16 protein-coding genes and 1 tRNA gene are annotated in these 15,436 nt (G+C 44.6%); 14 read left to right on the top strand and 3 right to left on the bottom strand.

Translation table 11 applies throughout. From position 1 onward, the window contains the following. Positions 1 to 6: 6 nt before the first annotated feature. The 6 genes from ICN10_RS10180 to ICN10_RS00530 all read left to right on the top strand — a co-directional run bounded on the left by ICN10_RS10180 (position 7) and on the right by ICN10_RS00530 (position 5,307). Positions 7 to 120 carry a helix-loop-helix domain-containing protein gene (locus tag ICN10_RS10180; protein WP_370626209.1) on the top strand — a complete coding sequence of 38 codons (114 nt, stop codon included), beginning with the start codon at positions 7 to 9 and terminating at the stop codon, positions 118 to 120. After that, a complete protein-coding gene (locus tag ICN10_RS00550; protein WP_370626208.1) occupies positions 72 to 2,411 on the top strand; it encodes a Tex family protein in 2,340 nt (779 codons plus the stop codon). Before ICN10_RS10180 ends, ICN10_RS00550 begins: the two co-directional genes overlap by 49 nt. A gap of 92 nt (positions 2,412 to 2,503) precedes the next feature. Next, a complete protein-coding gene (locus tag ICN10_RS00545; RefSeq protein WP_216211261.1) occupies positions 2,504 to 2,833 on the top strand; it encodes a helix-turn-helix transcriptional regulator in 330 nt (109 codons plus the stop codon). Further along, complete coding sequence (locus ICN10_RS00540) at positions 2,830 to 3,309, top strand: arsenate reductase ArsC (protein WP_216211259.1); 480 nt, start codon at positions 2,830 to 2,832, stop codon at positions 3,307 to 3,309. The genes ICN10_RS00545 and ICN10_RS00540 overlap by 4 nt, the downstream gene beginning before the upstream one ends. An 8-nt stretch (positions 3,310 to 3,317) precedes the next feature. Continuing rightward, positions 3,318 to 4,364: an ACR3 family arsenite efflux transporter gene (gene arsB / locus ICN10_RS00535; RefSeq protein WP_216211256.1), complete on the top strand. Its 1,047-nt coding sequence runs from the start codon at positions 3,318 to 3,320 to the stop codon at positions 4,362 to 4,364. 46 nt (positions 4,365 to 4,410) lie between these two features. Then, a complete protein-coding gene (locus tag ICN10_RS00530; RefSeq protein WP_216211253.1) occupies positions 4,411 to 5,307 on the top strand; it encodes a pseudouridine synthase in 897 nt (298 codons plus the stop codon). Between the two features lie 20 nt (positions 5,308 to 5,327). Here ICN10_RS00530 and ICN10_RS00525 read toward each other — a convergent pair whose 3' ends face one another. Next, entirely contained in the window at positions 5,328 to 6,968 is a 1,641-nt protein-coding gene (locus ICN10_RS00525) for an FMN-binding glutamate synthase family protein (RefSeq protein ID WP_216211251.1), read from the bottom strand. Between the two features lie 141 nt (positions 6,969 to 7,109). On the opposite strand from ICN10_RS00525, the gene ICN10_RS00520 reads away from it, so the two are divergent. Next, on the top strand, positions 7,110 to 7,493 hold the full coding sequence (locus ICN10_RS00520) for a translational machinery protein (RefSeq protein ID WP_216211247.1): 384 nt from the start codon (positions 7,110 to 7,112) through the stop codon (positions 7,491 to 7,493). Positions 7,494 to 7,517: 24 nt separating this feature from the next. Further along, complete coding sequence (locus ICN10_RS00515; RefSeq protein ID WP_216211245.1) at positions 7,518 to 7,772, top strand: hypothetical protein; 255 nt, start codon at positions 7,518 to 7,520, stop codon at positions 7,770 to 7,772. Positions 7,773 to 7,850: 78 nt separating this feature from the next. Here ICN10_RS00515 and ICN10_RS00510 read toward each other — a convergent pair whose 3' ends face one another. Then, a complete protein-coding gene (locus ICN10_RS00510; RefSeq protein ID WP_216211240.1) occupies positions 7,851 to 8,213 on the bottom strand; it encodes a hypothetical protein in 363 nt (120 codons plus the stop codon). A 392-nt stretch (positions 8,214 to 8,605) separates the two neighbouring features. Between ICN10_RS00510 and dusA the strand changes: the two genes are divergently transcribed. From dusA to ICN10_RS00490, 4 genes are all read left to right on the top strand, one after another. Then, the gene (gene dusA / locus ICN10_RS00505; RefSeq protein WP_216211238.1) at positions 8,606 to 9,691 is read left to right on the top strand and encodes a tRNA dihydrouridine(20/20a) synthase DusA; all 1,086 of its coding nucleotides are present in this window, start codon (positions 8,606 to 8,608) and stop codon (positions 9,689 to 9,691) included. A gap of 67 nt (positions 9,692 to 9,758) precedes the next feature. Next, positions 9,759 to 9,834, top strand: a tRNA-His gene (locus tag ICN10_RS00500). A gap of 197 nt (positions 9,835 to 10,031) precedes the next feature. Continuing rightward, positions 10,032 to 11,198: an HD-GYP domain-containing protein gene (locus ICN10_RS00495; protein WP_216211235.1), complete on the top strand. Its 1,167-nt coding sequence runs from the start codon at positions 10,032 to 10,034 to the stop codon at positions 11,196 to 11,198. Positions 11,199 to 11,209: 11 nt separating this feature from the next. Further along, on the top strand, positions 11,210 to 12,751 hold the full coding sequence (locus ICN10_RS00490) for a sensor domain-containing diguanylate cyclase (RefSeq protein WP_216211232.1): 1,542 nt from the start codon (positions 11,210 to 11,212) through the stop codon (positions 12,749 to 12,751). A 23-nt stretch (positions 12,752 to 12,774) separates the two neighbouring features. On the opposite strand, the gene ICN10_RS00485 is transcribed toward ICN10_RS00490, so the two are convergent. Further along, the gene (locus ICN10_RS00485; RefSeq protein ID WP_216211229.1) at positions 12,775 to 13,272 is read right to left on the bottom strand and encodes a hypothetical protein; all 498 of its coding nucleotides are present in this window, start codon (positions 13,270 to 13,272) and stop codon (positions 12,775 to 12,777) included. Positions 13,273 to 13,386: 114 nt separating this feature from the next. Between ICN10_RS00485 and ICN10_RS00480 the strand changes: the two genes are divergently transcribed. Continuing rightward, positions 13,387 to 14,613, top strand: a complete 1,227-nt coding sequence (locus ICN10_RS00480; protein ID WP_216211226.1) for an HD domain-containing phosphohydrolase — start codon at positions 13,387 to 13,389, stop codon at positions 14,611 to 14,613. 2 nt (positions 14,614 to 14,615) lie between these two features. Next, positions 14,616 to 15,431 carry a GGDEF domain-containing protein gene (locus ICN10_RS00475; protein WP_216211222.1) on the top strand — a complete coding sequence of 272 codons (816 nt, stop codon included), beginning with the start codon at positions 14,616 to 14,618 and terminating at the stop codon, positions 15,429 to 15,431. The last annotated feature ends 5 nt before the right edge of the window (positions 15,432 to 15,436 follow it).

The raw sequence follows: 15,436 nt of genomic DNA, 5'->3' as shown, positions 1-15,436 counted from the left end.
TCTTCAATCAATACTAATATTCCAAAAATAGAACGCATCCGAGTCAGAAAACTAAATAAATGCTGCCATCAATTGAACAACGTCTTGCCCAAGAACTTTCTGCAAAGCCCGCCCAAGTAGCAGCTGCCATCGCTTTGATGGATGAGGGTGCAACTGTGCCTTTTATCGCCCGGTATCGCAAAGAAGCAACTGGTGGCCTAGATGATGCACAGCTGCGCTTATTAGAGGAGCGTCTGAGTTACCTTCGTGAATTAGAGGACCGTCGCAAAACGATTGTTGCTTCAATTGAAGAGCAGGGCAAGATGACGCCAGAATTGCTGAAGGCGATCATGTTGGCAGAAGATAAGACCCGCTTAGAGGATTTGTATCTTCCTTATAAGCCTAAGCGAAGAACTAAGGCACAGATTGCTCTGGAAGCTGGCTTGGAGCCGCTAGCGAATGATTTGCTTGCCAACCCTAATTTAGACCCTGAAACAGAAGCCGCTAAATACATTAAAGAAGCATTTGACGTAGATGGGACTAATAACCCTGGGGTGCCTGATACCAAGGCTGCTCTCGAAGGTGCTCGCCAGATCCTGATGGAGCGTTTTGCTGAAGATGCCACACTAGTTCAGTCGCTTAGAGAGTATTTGCAAGACCATGGCGTAGTGGAGTCCAAGGTGATTGCCGGTAAAGAGCAAGAGGGTGAAAAGTTTGCAGACTACTTTGACTACTCTGAACCGATTAAGGCGATTCCTTCACATCGCGCTTTAGCTTTGTTTAGAGGTCGCCGTGAGCAAATGCTGATGGTGAGCTTGCGGTTAGATTCTGAAGAAGAGAAGCCTAAGTGGGATTCACCACACAATCCTTGTGAGAATCGTATTGCTAATCACTTCAAGATTAAAAATGATGGTCGTCCAGCTGATGCATGGTTAGCAGATACCGTGCGCTGGACTTGGCGCATCAAGTGCTCGTTACATCTAGAGTCTGAGTTAATGACTGCTTTGCGTGAGCGCTCAGAAACTGAGGCAATCAATGTGTTTGCCCGTAACCTCAAAGACCTGCTCTTGGCTGCTCCAGCTGGACCCAGGGTGACGATTGGCCTAGATCCTGGTGTGCGAACTGGTGTAAAGGTGGCAGTCGTTGATGCTACAGGCAAAGTAGTTGATACCGATGTGATCTATCCTCATCAGCCTAAGAATGATTGGGCAGGTTCATTGCATACCCTGGCTAAATTAGCCGAGAAACACAATGCGACTTTAATCTCTATTGGTAATGGCACTGCATCGCGCGAGACCGATAAATTGGCTCAAGAGCTGATTAAAGCAAAGCCTGAGTTAAAGCTGACCAAGATTGTTGTCTCTGAAGCGGGTGCTTCTGTTTACTCCGCATCTGAATATGCTTCGAAAGAATTACCAGGTATGGATGTTTCATTGCGTGGTGCAGTATCTATTGCTCGACGCTTACAAGACCCACTTGCAGAATTGGTCAAGATCGATCCTAAATCGATTGGTGTTGGTCAGTATCAGCATGATGTGATGCAAACCCAATTAGCCAAATCATTGGTTGCGGTTGTGGAGGACTGTGTAAACGCGGTTGGTGTTGATGTGAACACAGCCTCTGCGCCATTGCTGGCGAGGGTTTCAGGGCTAAGTACTACCGTAGCGGAAGGCATTGTGGCCTATCGCGATAGTAAGGGTGCGTTTAAGTCCAGAGCGGATCTTAAGAGCGTTCCTCGACTTGGAGACAAAACCTATGAGCAGGCTGCAGGTTTCTTGCGCATCATGAATGGCGATGATCCATTGGATGCCTCCGCAGTCCATCCAGAATCCTATCCATTGGTTGAAAAAATTCTGAAGGATATTAAGAAGGGTGTAAAAGAAGTGATCGGTGATGCAAGTTTATTGAAATCACTTTCACCAGAAAAGTATGCCGATGGTCAGTTCGGTGTGCCGACAGTAACCGACATCATTAAGGAGTTGGAAAAGCCTGGTCGCGATCCGCGTCCTGAATTTACTACTGCAACTTTTAAAGATGGCGTAGAAAAAATAAGCGATCTGAAGGCAGACATGATTCTGGAAGGTGTTGTTACCAACGTAGCGGCCTTTGGCGCCTTTGTAGACATTGGCGTACATCAGGATGGCTTGGTGCATATTTCAGCGCTCTCCAATACTTTTGTCAAAGATCCGCATAGCGTTGTTAAAGCAGGGCAGGTCGTGAAGGTTAAAGTGCTTGAAGTAGATGAAAAGCGCAAACGAATCGCCTTAACGATGCGCTTGAGTGATGAGGCGCCTAAGGCAGGCGCCAAGCCCGAACAAAGAGCCCCAAATCGCCCCAGAACAGCCGAGCCTAGAAAACCCCAAGAGGACAGAAGGCAAGCGCCCCCAATCAATAATGCGATGGCAGCGGCATTTGGTAAGCTCAAAAAGTAAAGAGCAAACCAATCTCAAACTAAGCATCAAAGTATTTACAGGCCCTAGCGGCCTGTAATATTGTTGTCATATATTTCTATATAATTGGAAATATGAAAAATACAGATGCTGTTCAGGCTTTCTTGGCTTTAGGCCAAGAATCTAGACTCAATGTCTTTCGCTTAATTGTTCAGCGGGGGGATGTTGGTCTAACACCAAGTCAAATCATTGAGAAATTGGGTATCCCGAACGCTACTTTGAGTTTTCATCTCAAGGAGCTAGTGCACGCAAATCTTTTATTGGTTGAGAGACAAAGTCGTAATTTGATTTATCGACCGAATGCCAAGCTCGTACAGAATCTCAGTGAATTTTTATTGGAAAACTGCTGTGGTGGGCAAGACTGCAGCACTGTCAAAGTAGTCAAAAGGTCTAAATCGATATGAAGCAATACAACATTCTTTTTCTTTGCACTCATAATTCAGCACGCTCAATTTTGGGTGAGGCATTAGCCTCTACACACCCAAGTGGCAAGTTAAGAGGCTTCTCAGCAGGCTCTACACCTGGAACCAGTGTTAATCCGATTGCGGCAGATATCGCTGTGGAGCTTGGTATGGACCGCGCCTTACTCAAATCCAAAAGCTGGGATGTTTTTGGCGAGCCGAATGCTCCTAAGATGGACTTCATTGTTACTGTTTGCGACAACGCTGCGGGTGAGGTCTGCCCATTCTGGCCTGGTAATCCAGTAACCGCACACTGGGGCTTTCCAGACCCATCCCAAGTCCAGGGTACCGATATTGAAAAGAGGGCTGCTTTTAATGAGGTGATGAACGGCCTCAAAAAGCGCATTGATATCTTGGCTGCAATGCCGTTAGACAAATTAGACTCCATGAGTCTTAAAAACATTCACGTACAGATATAAACAGCATCATGACTTCACTAACTAAAAAACTATCTTTTCTAGACCGCTATTTAACGGTTTGGATCTTTGCCGCGATGGCATTTGGAATTGGCTTGGGATACTTTTTTCCTGGGGTAGAGGGATTTATCAATTCATTTCAGGTGGGCAGCACTAATTACCCCATTGCGATTGGCTTGATTTTGATGATGTATCCCCCATTTGCAAAGGTGCGCTACGAAGACTTGCCGGATGTCTTTAGAGATAAGAAGATCTTTGCCATTGCCTTCTTAATGAATTGGATCATTGCTCCTGCATTCATGTTTATTCTGGCGATTACCTTTGTTCCCGATCAACCGGAGTACATGGCCGGTCTGATCTTGATTGGTATTGCACCATGTATTGCCATGGTTATTGTTTGGAATGACATTGCTAAAGGCTCCACAGAATATGCAGCTGGCTTGGTAGCATTTAATGCCATTTTTCAGGTTCTGTTCTTTAGCTTATATGCCTATTTCTTCTTAACAGTATTGCCACCATTCTTTGGATTGGCCGGCTCTAACGTCAGCATTACGATTGCAGAAATTGCCAAAACTGTCTTTATCTATTTAGGTATTCCTTGTATCGCTGGCTTGCTAACTAGGTACGTGGCACTCAAGTTTGTTTCTAAAGAGTGGTATCACGAACACTTTGTGCCAAAAATTGGGAAGATCACTTTAATCGCCTTGTTATTCACAATCGTGGTGATGTTTAGCTTAAAGGGCAAGTTAATCCTGCAGCTGCCTGGCGATGTGTTGACTATTTCAATTCCATTGCTCATTTACTTTGGCGTGATGTTTGTGATTACCTTTGTCATAACAACCAAGATGGGCATGGATTACAAGCGTTGCTGCACTTTATCCTTTACTGCTTCTAGTAATAACTTTGAGCTGGCTATAGCGGTTGCCATAGCTGTATTCGGCATTAATTCTGGTGCGGCATTTGCAGCGGTGATCGGTCCTCTTGTTGAGGTACCCATCATGATAGGCTTGGTTGCGGTTGCCTTATGGATAAAAGACCGATATTTCAAAGCTATTTGAGATTAATTTAAACTAAGCTCCTAAAGGCATTTTTCAGTGGAGCTTTATGAAGGTTAATTCAGAAGGGGTATCAGCATCGCGGGTCTATTTACCTGCTGATCAAGCCCATCCGAATTTACTCACTTTTTTTGTAAAGCAATTTCCTCATATTGCGGAAGAGGAATGGGCCTCTCGTTTCAGCGAAGGGCTTATTCTTGATCAAGAGGGCCATGCTCTATCCGCCAATGATCAATATCTCCCTAATACGCATTTAATCTACTTCAGAAGGCTGGAGCGCGAGCCAGAAATTCCCTTTCAAGAGAGTGTTCTGTACCAGGATGAGCATATTCTGGTTGCAGATAAACCCCACTTTTTGCCTGTGACGCCGAGCGGTCTTTATTTGCATCAAACCCTGCTTAATCGCCTAAAGAAATCAACAGGCATACAAACGCTAAGCCCCATTCATCGCATTGATCGAGATACCGCTGGTTTGGTAATCTTTTCGGTTAACCCGAATGAGCGGGCACAATACCAAAACCTATTCAGAGATAGAGTGGTGAAGAAGGTGTATGAGGCTATTGCGCCTTACTCAAAAGAGCTCGAACAAAAGCTTCCAATGACTTATCAAAGTCGTCTGGAGGAATCTGAGCACTTCTTGCAGATGCATGAAGTTCAGGGCGAACCAAATTCAGATACTCTGATTGAGGTTTTGGAGGTTAAGGCCCCATACGCGAGATATCGGTTAACACCAGGTAGCGGCAAAAAACATCAGCTTCGATGCCATCTAAATGCCCTCAGTATTCCCATTAAGAACGATCAGATCTACCCAGTTCTGACCCCTTATCAAGAATATGACTTGGACTTTTCTAAGCCTCTTCAGCTATTGGCCAAGGAGGTCTCATTCCAAGACCCTATTACTGGGCAGTCAAGGGTGTTTAGCAGTCAGCAAGAGCTGTTGATTTAAAAGAGTTAGTCTTAAGCGCTCTAGTTTTTTAAGACAGAAAAGCTCTGCGCTTGCGAGCGATGCCAATACAGTTCAAAAACTCGCGGTAAATTTAGGCTCGAATCAATGTGATCGGCCGTAAGCAGAAGTCCTGCTGGCATTTCTGGTAACAAGAAGGATAAAAGACGTACTTCATGTTTGTTGATACGTCGAATGATGTGTGGCGCATCAATCTCACCAGGGTGATGCAATCCTGCCGCCTCAACCAGCGCCTTTAATGTTTTTAGGGTTTCATTATGGAAATTAAATACGCGCTCGGCTTTGTTCGGAACTACTAGAGCCTTTTGGCGCAATGGATTTTGCGTGGTCACTCCGGTAGGGCAGTTTCCGGTATTGCAGACCTGTGCCTGAATGCACCCAATAGAGAACATAAACCCACGGGCGCTATTGCACCAGTCTGCGCCCAAGGCAAAGGCAACTGCCATATCAAATGCGCTAATAATTTTTCCGGCGCAACCAATCTTAATTTGATCGCGAAGATTCACGCCAACCAGCGTGTTGTGAACCAGGCGCAATCCTTCTTGCAGTGGTGTGCCAACGTGATTAGTGAATTCAACTGGTGATGCGCCTGTGCCACCTTCAGATCCATCCACCACAATGAAGTCAGGATAGATGCCGGTTTCTAGCATGGCTTTAACAATCCCAAACCACTCCCATGGGTGACCCACGCAGAATTTAAATCCAACTGGTTTTCCACCAGAAAGGTCGCGCAGTTTCTTAATAAAATGCATGAGCTCTAGCGGCGTAGAAAACGCGCTATGCGAAGCAGGGGAGATGCAAGCTTCACCTTCTTTAACGCCGCGCGCAGCAGCAATTTCGGCTGTTACCTTTGAGCCCGGCAGAATGCCGCCATGACCAGGCTTTGCACCCTGACTTAATTTCAGCTCAATCATTTTGACCTGAGGATCAACGGCATTCTCAGTATATTTTTCAGCATTAAATCTACCATCTGGATTGCGACAGCCAAAGTAGCCGGAGCCAATCTCCCAAATGAGGTCGCCACCATGGATGCGATGGTATTTAGAGATGGATCCCTCGCCAGTGTCATGTGCAAAACCACCTTTTTTGGCGCCAAGATTTAAGGCCATAACAGCATTAGCGCTTAGAGATCCAAAACTCATTGCTGAGATATTAAAAATACTGGCCGAATACTTTTGTTTACAGTCCTTACCGCCAATCTCAACTCGAAAGTTGTGACTCAGCAAGCGGGTAGGGGCTAGCGACTGGTTAATCCATTGATACCCCGGGGCCATCACATCTAAAGTTGTGCCGAACGGAATCTCGTCGGGCACAGCTTTGGCACGTGAATAAACTAAAGTGCGTTGCTCTTTAGAGAAGGGGGTTTCATCATTGTCGCCCTCAATAAAGTACTGGCGAATTTCTGGGCGAATAAATTCGAGCATGAAACGCAAATGTCCAATTACTGGATAGTTGCGCAGGATAGCCACTTTGGTTTGCAGGAGATCGTAAACGCCGACTAAAGTTAGAAATCCAAATATCAGCATGAATTGGTATGCTTGCCGATGGAGCTCTAGCGCTGCAAAACTAGCGATGGCCGCCAAAATACACAGTCCAAACGGAATGTATCTAATGGGCATGTATTTATTGGGTGAGATGGCCATAGTTAACCTAAATGTGAATAATTTCAGTATACGAATTTAATACTAATTCTATTCATTTGACTTAAATCAAGCGTATATGGCATTTATGGGGTCTGGCAGGAGTATTCTCAAAGGGTAGTCATTATTAATAATAGGAAGAATATGTCATTAAATCACGCAGTTATTTGGATTGACCATCAAGAAGCGCATGTTATGTTTTTGAGCGAGCAGGCCAGCGAGGCTGAAGTTATTCGTAGCAAAACCACTCATGCTCATTTGCATCACAAGGGCGGTGAAGTGGGTAGCGGCAAACTTGCTCTAGATTCCAAGTATTTGCATTCAGTAATTAATGCCGTAAATGAATCCAAGGAAATTTTGATTCTCGGACCAGGCTCTGCAAAATTAGAATTAATTAAGCATGCTCATAAACATGACGCTAAGATTGCTGAAAATATTGTTGGCGTAGAAACTGTTGATCATCCTACTGATAAAGAGATTCTTGCTTATGCACGCAAGTTTTTCTACAAAGTAGATCAGATGCTGTAAATCTAGATATATAGGAAAATGCAAATGACTAAAGAAGCTTTGGGACCAGACGGTCTGCCGGGACACGATTATTTTCTTGATGCGGTAAATCATATTGATGAGGCAGTTGCCAACAATACGATTGCTGCAGGCGCAGCTAAAGGGATTATTTTTAGTCTGGTTGAAACGCTGGGTGCGATGGTTGGTGATCCTGATCTACCAAATCATCTCAAGTCTGGTTATATGGGCGCTTTAGATCTTGCGGTAGAGCTAGAGGCAAAGTTGGCCAAGCTGAAATAAGTAAGCGCCATATCTCTACTAAGTAGTGTTAAGGGCAACTTCGGTTGCCCTTATGCATTAAAGTGGCTCAATAGCGCTTCAATGTCCTTTGGTGGATATAGCGTGTGCTGTTGCAGATCCCATTGTCCGAAATAGGATGGTGGCATTTTGTTCCTCACTGCAAATCCGGCAGCTATTAAATTGCTCATATCGGTATTTCGCCACAATATTGCCAGCTTGATCAGTAATCGTTGTTTCCATGATTGCCCCTCCGGATCCAACCACACCGTTGGTGTCTAGCTTAGATTCGGCGCTATTTGGAAGTCGAACGTTTACGAGTGTAATTTGCATTGTTAGGCCAGTGCTTGCCTTTGGGTTTAGTAGACCGTGCTCCGCTAGCACTTCATTGATCATGGCCTCAAACTTGAACTGGTCATACCCTCGCTTTTTCAGCCAAGACATATCCTCCTTTACCTTGTCTGAATTAATCAGGGTAAAGCTAGCGATCTGGTTGTCTTTTGAGATTATGGTTTTTTGAACTTCCACCCTAGTGTCAAAATTTTGAAACTTACTCTCACCAGAATTGCCATGCCAGTAACTCCTATTGCCATCAGCGTTTATGCAGCCAGCAAGAAGTATGAATAGCGATAGGGTAAGGTAGCTGGTAAATGTCATTAAGGTCTCGAATGGGGTTCTATTTTTAACAATAAATTATGTTACACCAGGCAAATCCAGCTAAATCCAATGCTGGAAGGGTTTTTATCAAGGGCTCCAGCCCGATATAATCCTTTGATCCGAACTTGAGCGCTCTAAGGCGCATGAGTTTTTGGTATTGAAAGCTCTACAAATAAAGAATGAACGATCGAATCTCTAACAAAAGACTAGCAGTCGCTCCCATGATGGAGTGGACTGATCGTCATTGCCGTTCTTTCCATCGCACGCTATCTAAACAAGCTGTTCTCTACACCGAGATGGTTACCACTGGAGCGTTGTTGCATGGGGATGTGCCGCGTCATTTGGATTACTCACAAGACCAGCATCTGGTAGTGCTTCAACTTGGAGGCTCCGAGCCTTCTGATTTGGCTAAATCAGCAGAGCTAGCTCAGCAGTGGGGTTACGATGAAATCGATTTGAATTGCGGCTGTCCTTCTGAGCGTGTTCAGCGCGGCGCTTTTGGCGCTTGCTTAATGGCAGAACCTAATTTAGTCGCTGACTGTGTCAAAGCAATGAGGAATGCCGTTGATATTCCGATATCTGTAAAACATCGCCTAGGCTTAGATTCGATGGATGCATCCAGCTCAAAAGAAGATTATCAATTTGCTCTGAACTTCATTCTTGCTGTTGCTGATGCTGGCGCTAGTCAAGTCACCATTCATGCGCGCAATGCCGTGCTCAAAGGCTTATCCCCAAAAGAGAATCGTAGCAAGCCACCATTACATTACGAAGTGGCCGCACAACTTCGCTTAGATGCGCAAAAGCAATTTCCTAATTTAAAAGTCTTGCTCAATGGCGGTTTAGAAACTAACGAACAAATTGCTGGTCATTGGGATGACTTTGATGGTTTTATGGTGGGAAGGGCAGCCTATCATTTTCCTGCTCTTCTTTTGGGTTGGGATGACATGATCAACACAGATGGTGACGCTGCTGGATATCTCTTTAGTGAAACTGAATGGCATCGCATACAAATTGCATTGGTTAAGCAGGTTCACGCCTGGTTTGAGGAATGCCAGGCTAAAGGTAAACCTTTCTATATAGGCGCTTTCACTAGACATATTTTGGGCCTTGCTCATGGCAGGGCAGGTTCCCGCTATTGGCGTCAACGACTCTCAGATCACCACGCCTTAGCCAAGGTGCAGAGCAAAGCGGCAATCACAGACTTTTTCATAGATGCTAGTCTGTGCCTTGGGGATTGGGCTGCTTTTGAGTTCGAAAGCGCCTAGATAAGCCCGAAATACTGTGTTTTTGACAGGTTTTTGGCTGAAAAGCTATAATATGACCTCTACAACGGCGGACGTAGCTCAGTTGGTAGAGTCCCAGATTGTGATTCTGGTTGTCGCGGGTTCGAGCCCCGTCGTTCGCCCCATCTAGACCTTAAATTCAATGCATTCTCTTAACCCCTTAGAATGCAACTAGATGCAGTTAGCCAATCAAACCTTCTATCTTTCCATTCTGATAGTCCTTTTAGGGCTTATGGCTGGTTTCATATCGCGCCAAGACGGATACCGAACTGCTAAGTTTATTCTTTACTGGCCTCTCAGTATTTTGTTTCTATCGACTTCAATGGGGTCATTTTTTATCGCCTCATGGGGAAGTAAATTCTTTCTATCTTTAGCTAATATCTCATTAATTGGTGGCGTTATTTGTATTAGCCTCCTGTTTAGATCTTGGCGCGAACCAATTACTCGTAATGTAAGGTTGATTGCAGGTGGAGCATTCATTCTCTCCTCTGGTATTTACCTCTATCTTTTATTTAACGGCACAACGAATAGCCGTATCTATTTGCTAAATAGCATTTTGATTCTTGCTTCCTGCTGGCAGCTCCTGGAGTTGGTTAAATTAGTTGGGCGTAAAGTAAAGGCTTATCAAATTAAAGTTCTGATGGGTATTGAGATCGCCGAGATCATTGTGCGCCTCATGCGATCGGCCCATTTGTACTTCTATACAGAAGCAAATCTGGGCAGTCTTTATCAAGAGGGGGCGATGGGGTTCTCTCTCAGGGTCGCCTCGATTCTGCTATTGGTCATGACCTGCGTCTTAATTACGAACTATTACCTAGAGATACTTTGGCAAGAGCAGCGCAATAACGTCCGGTCAATTGAGAGCGGTATGCTCCAGAGTCTCAATGCCTTATCTATGGTGAGGGATAACGAAACTGGTAACCATATTCTGAGAACTCAGAGCTATGTCAAAAAATTGGCGCAGCGCTTAAAGGAGATGGGTATTTACGTTTCTGAATTATCCGAGAATGCAATTGAGCGAATGACTAAGGCAGCTCCATTGCATGATATAGGTAAGGTGGGAATTCCGGACGGCATATTAAAGAAAGAGGGCAGCCTCACACCAGAGGAGTGGGCTGTAATGCAAACTCATGCAGAGTTGGGTGAAAACGTATTAAATGCTGCCAAGCTTGATGATAATAAGCATGTAAAAGTTTTAGATGTAGCTATTCAGATTGCTGGATCGCATCATGAAAATTGGGATGGCAGTGGCTACCCAAGAGGCTTAAAAGGCGAAGAGATTCCGTTAGCTGCTCGCATTATGGCCTTGGCTGATATGTATGACGCCTTAGTTAGTGAGCGAGTCTATAAGCGCAAGTGGACGCATGAAGAGGCTTGTGAAGAAATACTAAAGAACAAGGGTAAGCGCTTTGACCCAGCTGTTGTGGAAGCCTTTATTCACGAGCAGCCATACTTCAATGAAATAGCGAATTACTACGGCGATAGCTAAAAGAAATATTCATGGTCTACTTCGTCCCTCCAGTTGTGAAGCGTAATACACGCATCATTATCATTACTGCGATATTGCTGGCAGTCATGTTGATTGCTAATGCAGTAGTTTCTGCTTATCTACTGCGTGAAAATACGATTAAATCGCGCATGAACCAACTGTCTAATCTCACAGTGATTCTGGCTGAGCACACTTCGCAGACAATCTATTCAGCAAAGACAGCCCTAGAGAGTATTGAGGATGTATTGGAGTTATCTAATATTCAAACTGAGCAAGACTATCGAAAGTTTGCAACTCAAAAACAGCAATTTGATCTTCTTGAAGAAAAAACAAAATCCAACTCTATTATTGATGTAGCGACATTTGTTGGTAAGGATGGGGAGGTGCTCAATTTTTCAAGATCGTATCCAGCACCTAAGATTAACTTGGCTGAGCGTGATTACTTTCAGTATTTGAGTGTCAATGATGACCCTGAAACTTTTTTTAGTTTACCCGTGCAAAACAAAGGAAATGGTAAGTGGGTTTTCTATTTGGCTAAACGAGTCAATGGGTCTAATAATAAGTTTCTAGGCGTCATTTTGGTTGGCGTATCAGTCGAAGTCTTCTCCAGTTTGTATGAGCGCATTGGAGCTAGTCTTGGTAATGGATCCTCGGTGACCTTATATAGAAAAGATCATCGCCTGCTCACTCGCTGGCCTTTTGTTGACAAGATGATTGGCAAACTGAATACAGGCACGGTAATCCAAACTTCTTTGCAAAATGAAGAAGATGGGGGCGTTATTTTTACGAGTGCTCCTGGCTTCAATATGAATAATGATCCCGTAGAGCGCATGGTGTCATTTAGAAACGTCAATGGTTATCCGCTCATTGTTGGATCTACAGTAACAAAAGAGTTGTATCTGGCGGGCTGGCATTCCAGTCTTTGGGGGGTTATTTACACCACGGTATTTAGCCTTGCTCTCATCTTATTGGCCACACTGCTTTTAATTCGCACTTATCAAAAAAATGCTAAGGCAGAATATTTTGCGCACCATGATGCGTTAACAGACTTGCCTAATCGCCTGCTGCTTTCTGATCGTATTCAAGTGGCCATGACCTTGGCAAAGCGTAATTCTTCGAAAATGGGTATCCTGTTCGTGGATTTAGATAACTTGAAAACAATTAATGACACCGTTAGTCATCAAGCGGGTGATGCAGTATTGATTGAGTCGGCAAAGAGAATGCAGGCTTCCATTAGGGATTCCGACACGATTGGCAGGGTAGGTGGCGATGAATTTATTGTCTTGCTACCAGATCTGCATTCCGAGACAGATGCGCTGGTCGTTGCTAATAAAATTCTGAAAAATATTGCGGCAATAATACCTTTTGAAGGAATCGAATTATCAACAAGTGTCAGTATTGGGGTTGCTATCTATCCAGATCATGGTCTTGATCAAGTAGAGCTAATCAATAATGCTGATATCGCCATGTACGCAGCCAAAACGAGTGGTAGAAATGCGATCCGGGTATTTGGTACGCCAGTATTGGCTGAAACGATTAAAGTTCTTTGCTGATTAATTCTCAGTTTTAGACTCTATTAACTCTTATTATTTTTTCTAGCGCTACGCGCAGATTCTGAGGCAGCATTTGACATCCGGACGGCTTCGGCTGCAGCATCGGCCGCGCGTTTAGTTGCTTCAGCTGCTTCAGCAGAAGCTTTCACTGAATATTCTTCAGCTTGATGGGCTACTGCAGCAGCAGCAGCGGAAGCAGCTGCAGATGCAGCAGCGGCTGCTTCAATAGCAGCCTCTGCAGATGCAGCGGCAGAATCCGCTGCAGCTTCTGCGGCGTCAATGATTGCCTCAGATGCTGCCAGTTTGGCAGCGGTAGCAGCGTTTACCGCCGCTAATAGTGCTTTTTCTGCGGCAACTGCAGCACGTTTTGCGGCCTCTAAGGTGCTTGCCGTCAAAGTCTTTAGGGTTCCGATGGCCTCAGAATAACGCTGATTAACAACGATATAACCCTGGCGCAAGTTGTTCACCTCTGTTTCGAGATTGACAATTTTGCTGTAGATATCTTCTATTTCTTTGTTCATGCTATTTTCCTGTGAGCAACTTTCATGTTCCGCCAATTGCAGGTCAATAGCAAGGGATATTAGGCTTTAATTTATATGTATAGCGAGCACAAATTTAGGCCTCATAATGTCTATATGGAAACCAATTCACAGAGAAAAATTGACCCTCTGCCGCCGGAGATTCAACAAGAACTCGAAAAGCGTGGGTGGGCCTTGTCTGCGCTCTCTGAGGCTGCAGCAGCTCTTGCTCGTGCTGACTCTGTCGACTTATTGATTCAAGAGGTTTGCGCCGCGATTGCGGCTCAGGGTCCTTATGTCTTGGCCTGGGTTGGCAAGGCTGAGGATGATGAAAATAAGACTGTGCGTGTTTTGGGTGGAGCAGGAAGTGCGCTAGATTATTTAAAAGACATTACTGTAAGCTGGTCAGAATTCAACATAACAGGCTTGGGACCCGGTGGAGCTGCTATACGTACGCAAAAATCCAGTGTAGTGGTCGATTCAGAAACTGATGAAGGCTTTTTATCTTGGCGTATTCGTGCACGTGAATATGGAATTCGTTCTGCGATTGGCTGTCCTATTCCAGATAGTGGTGGACCACATCCTTTTGGTGTTCTTTTGGTTTACTCAAAGGCTCCAAATGCTTTTGGATCATCCGAAGTGCAGTTATTTGAAAGTCTTTCCCAAGAGATTGGTTTTGGTTTGCGCTCAATTGAGCGCCAGCATAAATTGGATGACCAAATTCATGAAAAGGAACAAACTCAAGAACGTCTAGCAGATGCTTTGCGATCTACCATTGAGGCGATGTCGCGAACTATGGAGTGGCGTGATCCTTATACGGCTGGCCATCAGAAGCGAGTGGCATTAATATCTGTTGCCATTGCAAGGAGGCTAGGATTTTCAGAAGAGGCCGCGCAGGCTTTATACATGGCCGCAATGGTTCATGATATTGGTAAAGTATCTGTACCCGCTGAAATCTTAACTAAGCCAACCCGGCTAACTGATCTTGAAATGCAAATGGTTCAAGGGCATGTTGAAGCAGGGTATCAAATACTGAAAGATATTCCATTTCCATGGCCTATTGCGGAAATGGTTCGCCAACATCACGAACGCTTAGATGGTACCGGTTACCCTAATGGCTTGAGTGGCGATCAAATATGCATCGAGTCAAGGATTTTGGCTGTGGCAGATACGATTGAGGCGATGGCCACCCACCGTCCTTATCGACCTGCCCGTGGCTTGGTAGCTGCAATGGATGAGATCCGCGCTGAGGCTGGTACAAAGCTAGACACTAAGGTCGTGGACGCCGCGTTTGAATTGATGGATGAGCAGAACAGCTTACAGAACTTAATCCTGGCCGAATAGTGATGGAGTTAAGTGTTTTTCTGTATTCGGTATCTTTATGCGCACAAGCTGCAGCAGCAGTTTATGCCATTAATCTATTCTTTCGGGCCAAAGCATACCGTTTAGCTTGCGGATTCTTGGCACTCGGTTTTACTTTAATGGTGGGAAGGCGTGTTTACCCCATTCTTCATCTGCTGGATGGAAGCAAGCCAAATCTTTCGGATGCTTTGCTCTCAGTTCCAATTTCGCTTTTATTGTTGCTGGGTATGTTTCAGTTTCGTAAATTACTCATTGATTTAGAGGATAAGCGCTTTATTCTTTCTCAGTTTTTGAAAATTGATGCGCTTACTGGAGCGGCTAGTAGGGCGGAAACTTTTTCTAGGGTTGAGCAAGAAATTCAAAGATCATTTAGAAATAAAAAATGCCTATCATTTCTGATGGCTGATATCGATCACTTTAAGATAATTAATGATACGTATGGGCATCCCATCGGCGATAAGGTGTTGATTGGACTGGTAAAGCACTGCCAAGAAGAGTTACGTGAAATTGATATCTTTGGTCGGGTTGGTGGTGAGGAGTTTTTGATTGTTTTGCCAGAAACCAATCAGAGTCTGGCGATAGAAGTCGCTGAACGCCTAAGAGAATCAGTAGCCTCAAAACCTTGCGCCGTGATCGATGGTAAAGCAGTTTGCATCACCATTAGCATTGGCATTGCCACATTTGATCCGGGAATAGAGAGTAAGTTAGAGGCTGACTCAGTTCTAAAAAAATTCTACGAACTATGCGATCAAGCAATGTATCGCGCAAAGCAGGCTGGCAGAAATCAAGTTTCCACTTAAAAGAG

The organism is Polynucleobacter sp. 86C-FISCH (assembly GCF_018882415.1).
Classification (GTDB): domain Bacteria; phylum Pseudomonadota; class Gammaproteobacteria; order Burkholderiales; family Burkholderiaceae; genus Polynucleobacter.
This window is presented reverse-complemented; position numbering and strand designations above follow the sequence as displayed.

Coding starts and splice junctions, on each gene's coding strand:
- ICN10_RS00545 (WP_216211261.1), top strand. CDS start 2,504: ATGAAAAATACAGATGCTGTTCAGGCTTTCTTGGCTTTAGGCCAAGAA.
- ICN10_RS00540 (WP_216211259.1), top strand. CDS start 2,830: ATGAAGCAATACAACATTCTTTTTCTTTGCACTCATAATTCAGCACGC.
- arsB (WP_216211256.1), top strand. CDS start 3,318: ATGACTTCACTAACTAAAAAACTATCTTTTCTAGACCGCTATTTAACG.
- ICN10_RS00530 (WP_216211253.1), top strand. CDS start 4,411: ATGAAGGTTAATTCAGAAGGGGTATCAGCATCGCGGGTCTATTTACCT.
- ICN10_RS00525 (WP_216211251.1), bottom strand. CDS start 6,968: ATGGCCATCTCACCCAATAAATACATGCCCATTAGATACATTCCGTTT.
- ICN10_RS00520 (WP_216211247.1), top strand. CDS start 7,110: ATGTCATTAAATCACGCAGTTATTTGGATTGACCATCAAGAAGCGCAT.
- ICN10_RS00515 (WP_216211245.1), top strand. CDS start 7,518: ATGACTAAAGAAGCTTTGGGACCAGACGGTCTGCCGGGACACGATTAT.
- ICN10_RS00510 (WP_216211240.1), bottom strand. CDS start 8,213: ATGTCTTGGCTGAAAAAGCGAGGGTATGACCAGTTCAAGTTTGAGGCC.
- dusA (WP_216211238.1), top strand. CDS start 8,606: ATGAACGATCGAATCTCTAACAAAAGACTAGCAGTCGCTCCCATGATG.
- ICN10_RS00495 (WP_216211235.1), top strand. CDS start 10,032: ATGGGGTCATTTTTTATCGCCTCATGGGGAAGTAAATTCTTTCTATCT.
- ICN10_RS00490 (WP_216211232.1), top strand. CDS start 11,210: ATGGTCTACTTCGTCCCTCCAGTTGTGAAGCGTAATACACGCATCATT.
- ICN10_RS00485 (WP_216211229.1), bottom strand. CDS start 13,272: ATGAACAAAGAAATAGAAGATATCTACAGCAAAATTGTCAATCTCGAA.
- ICN10_RS00480 (WP_216211226.1), top strand. CDS start 13,387: ATGGAAACCAATTCACAGAGAAAAATTGACCCTCTGCCGCCGGAGATT.
- ICN10_RS00475 (WP_216211222.1), top strand. CDS start 14,616: ATGGAGTTAAGTGTTTTTCTGTATTCGGTATCTTTATGCGCACAAGCT.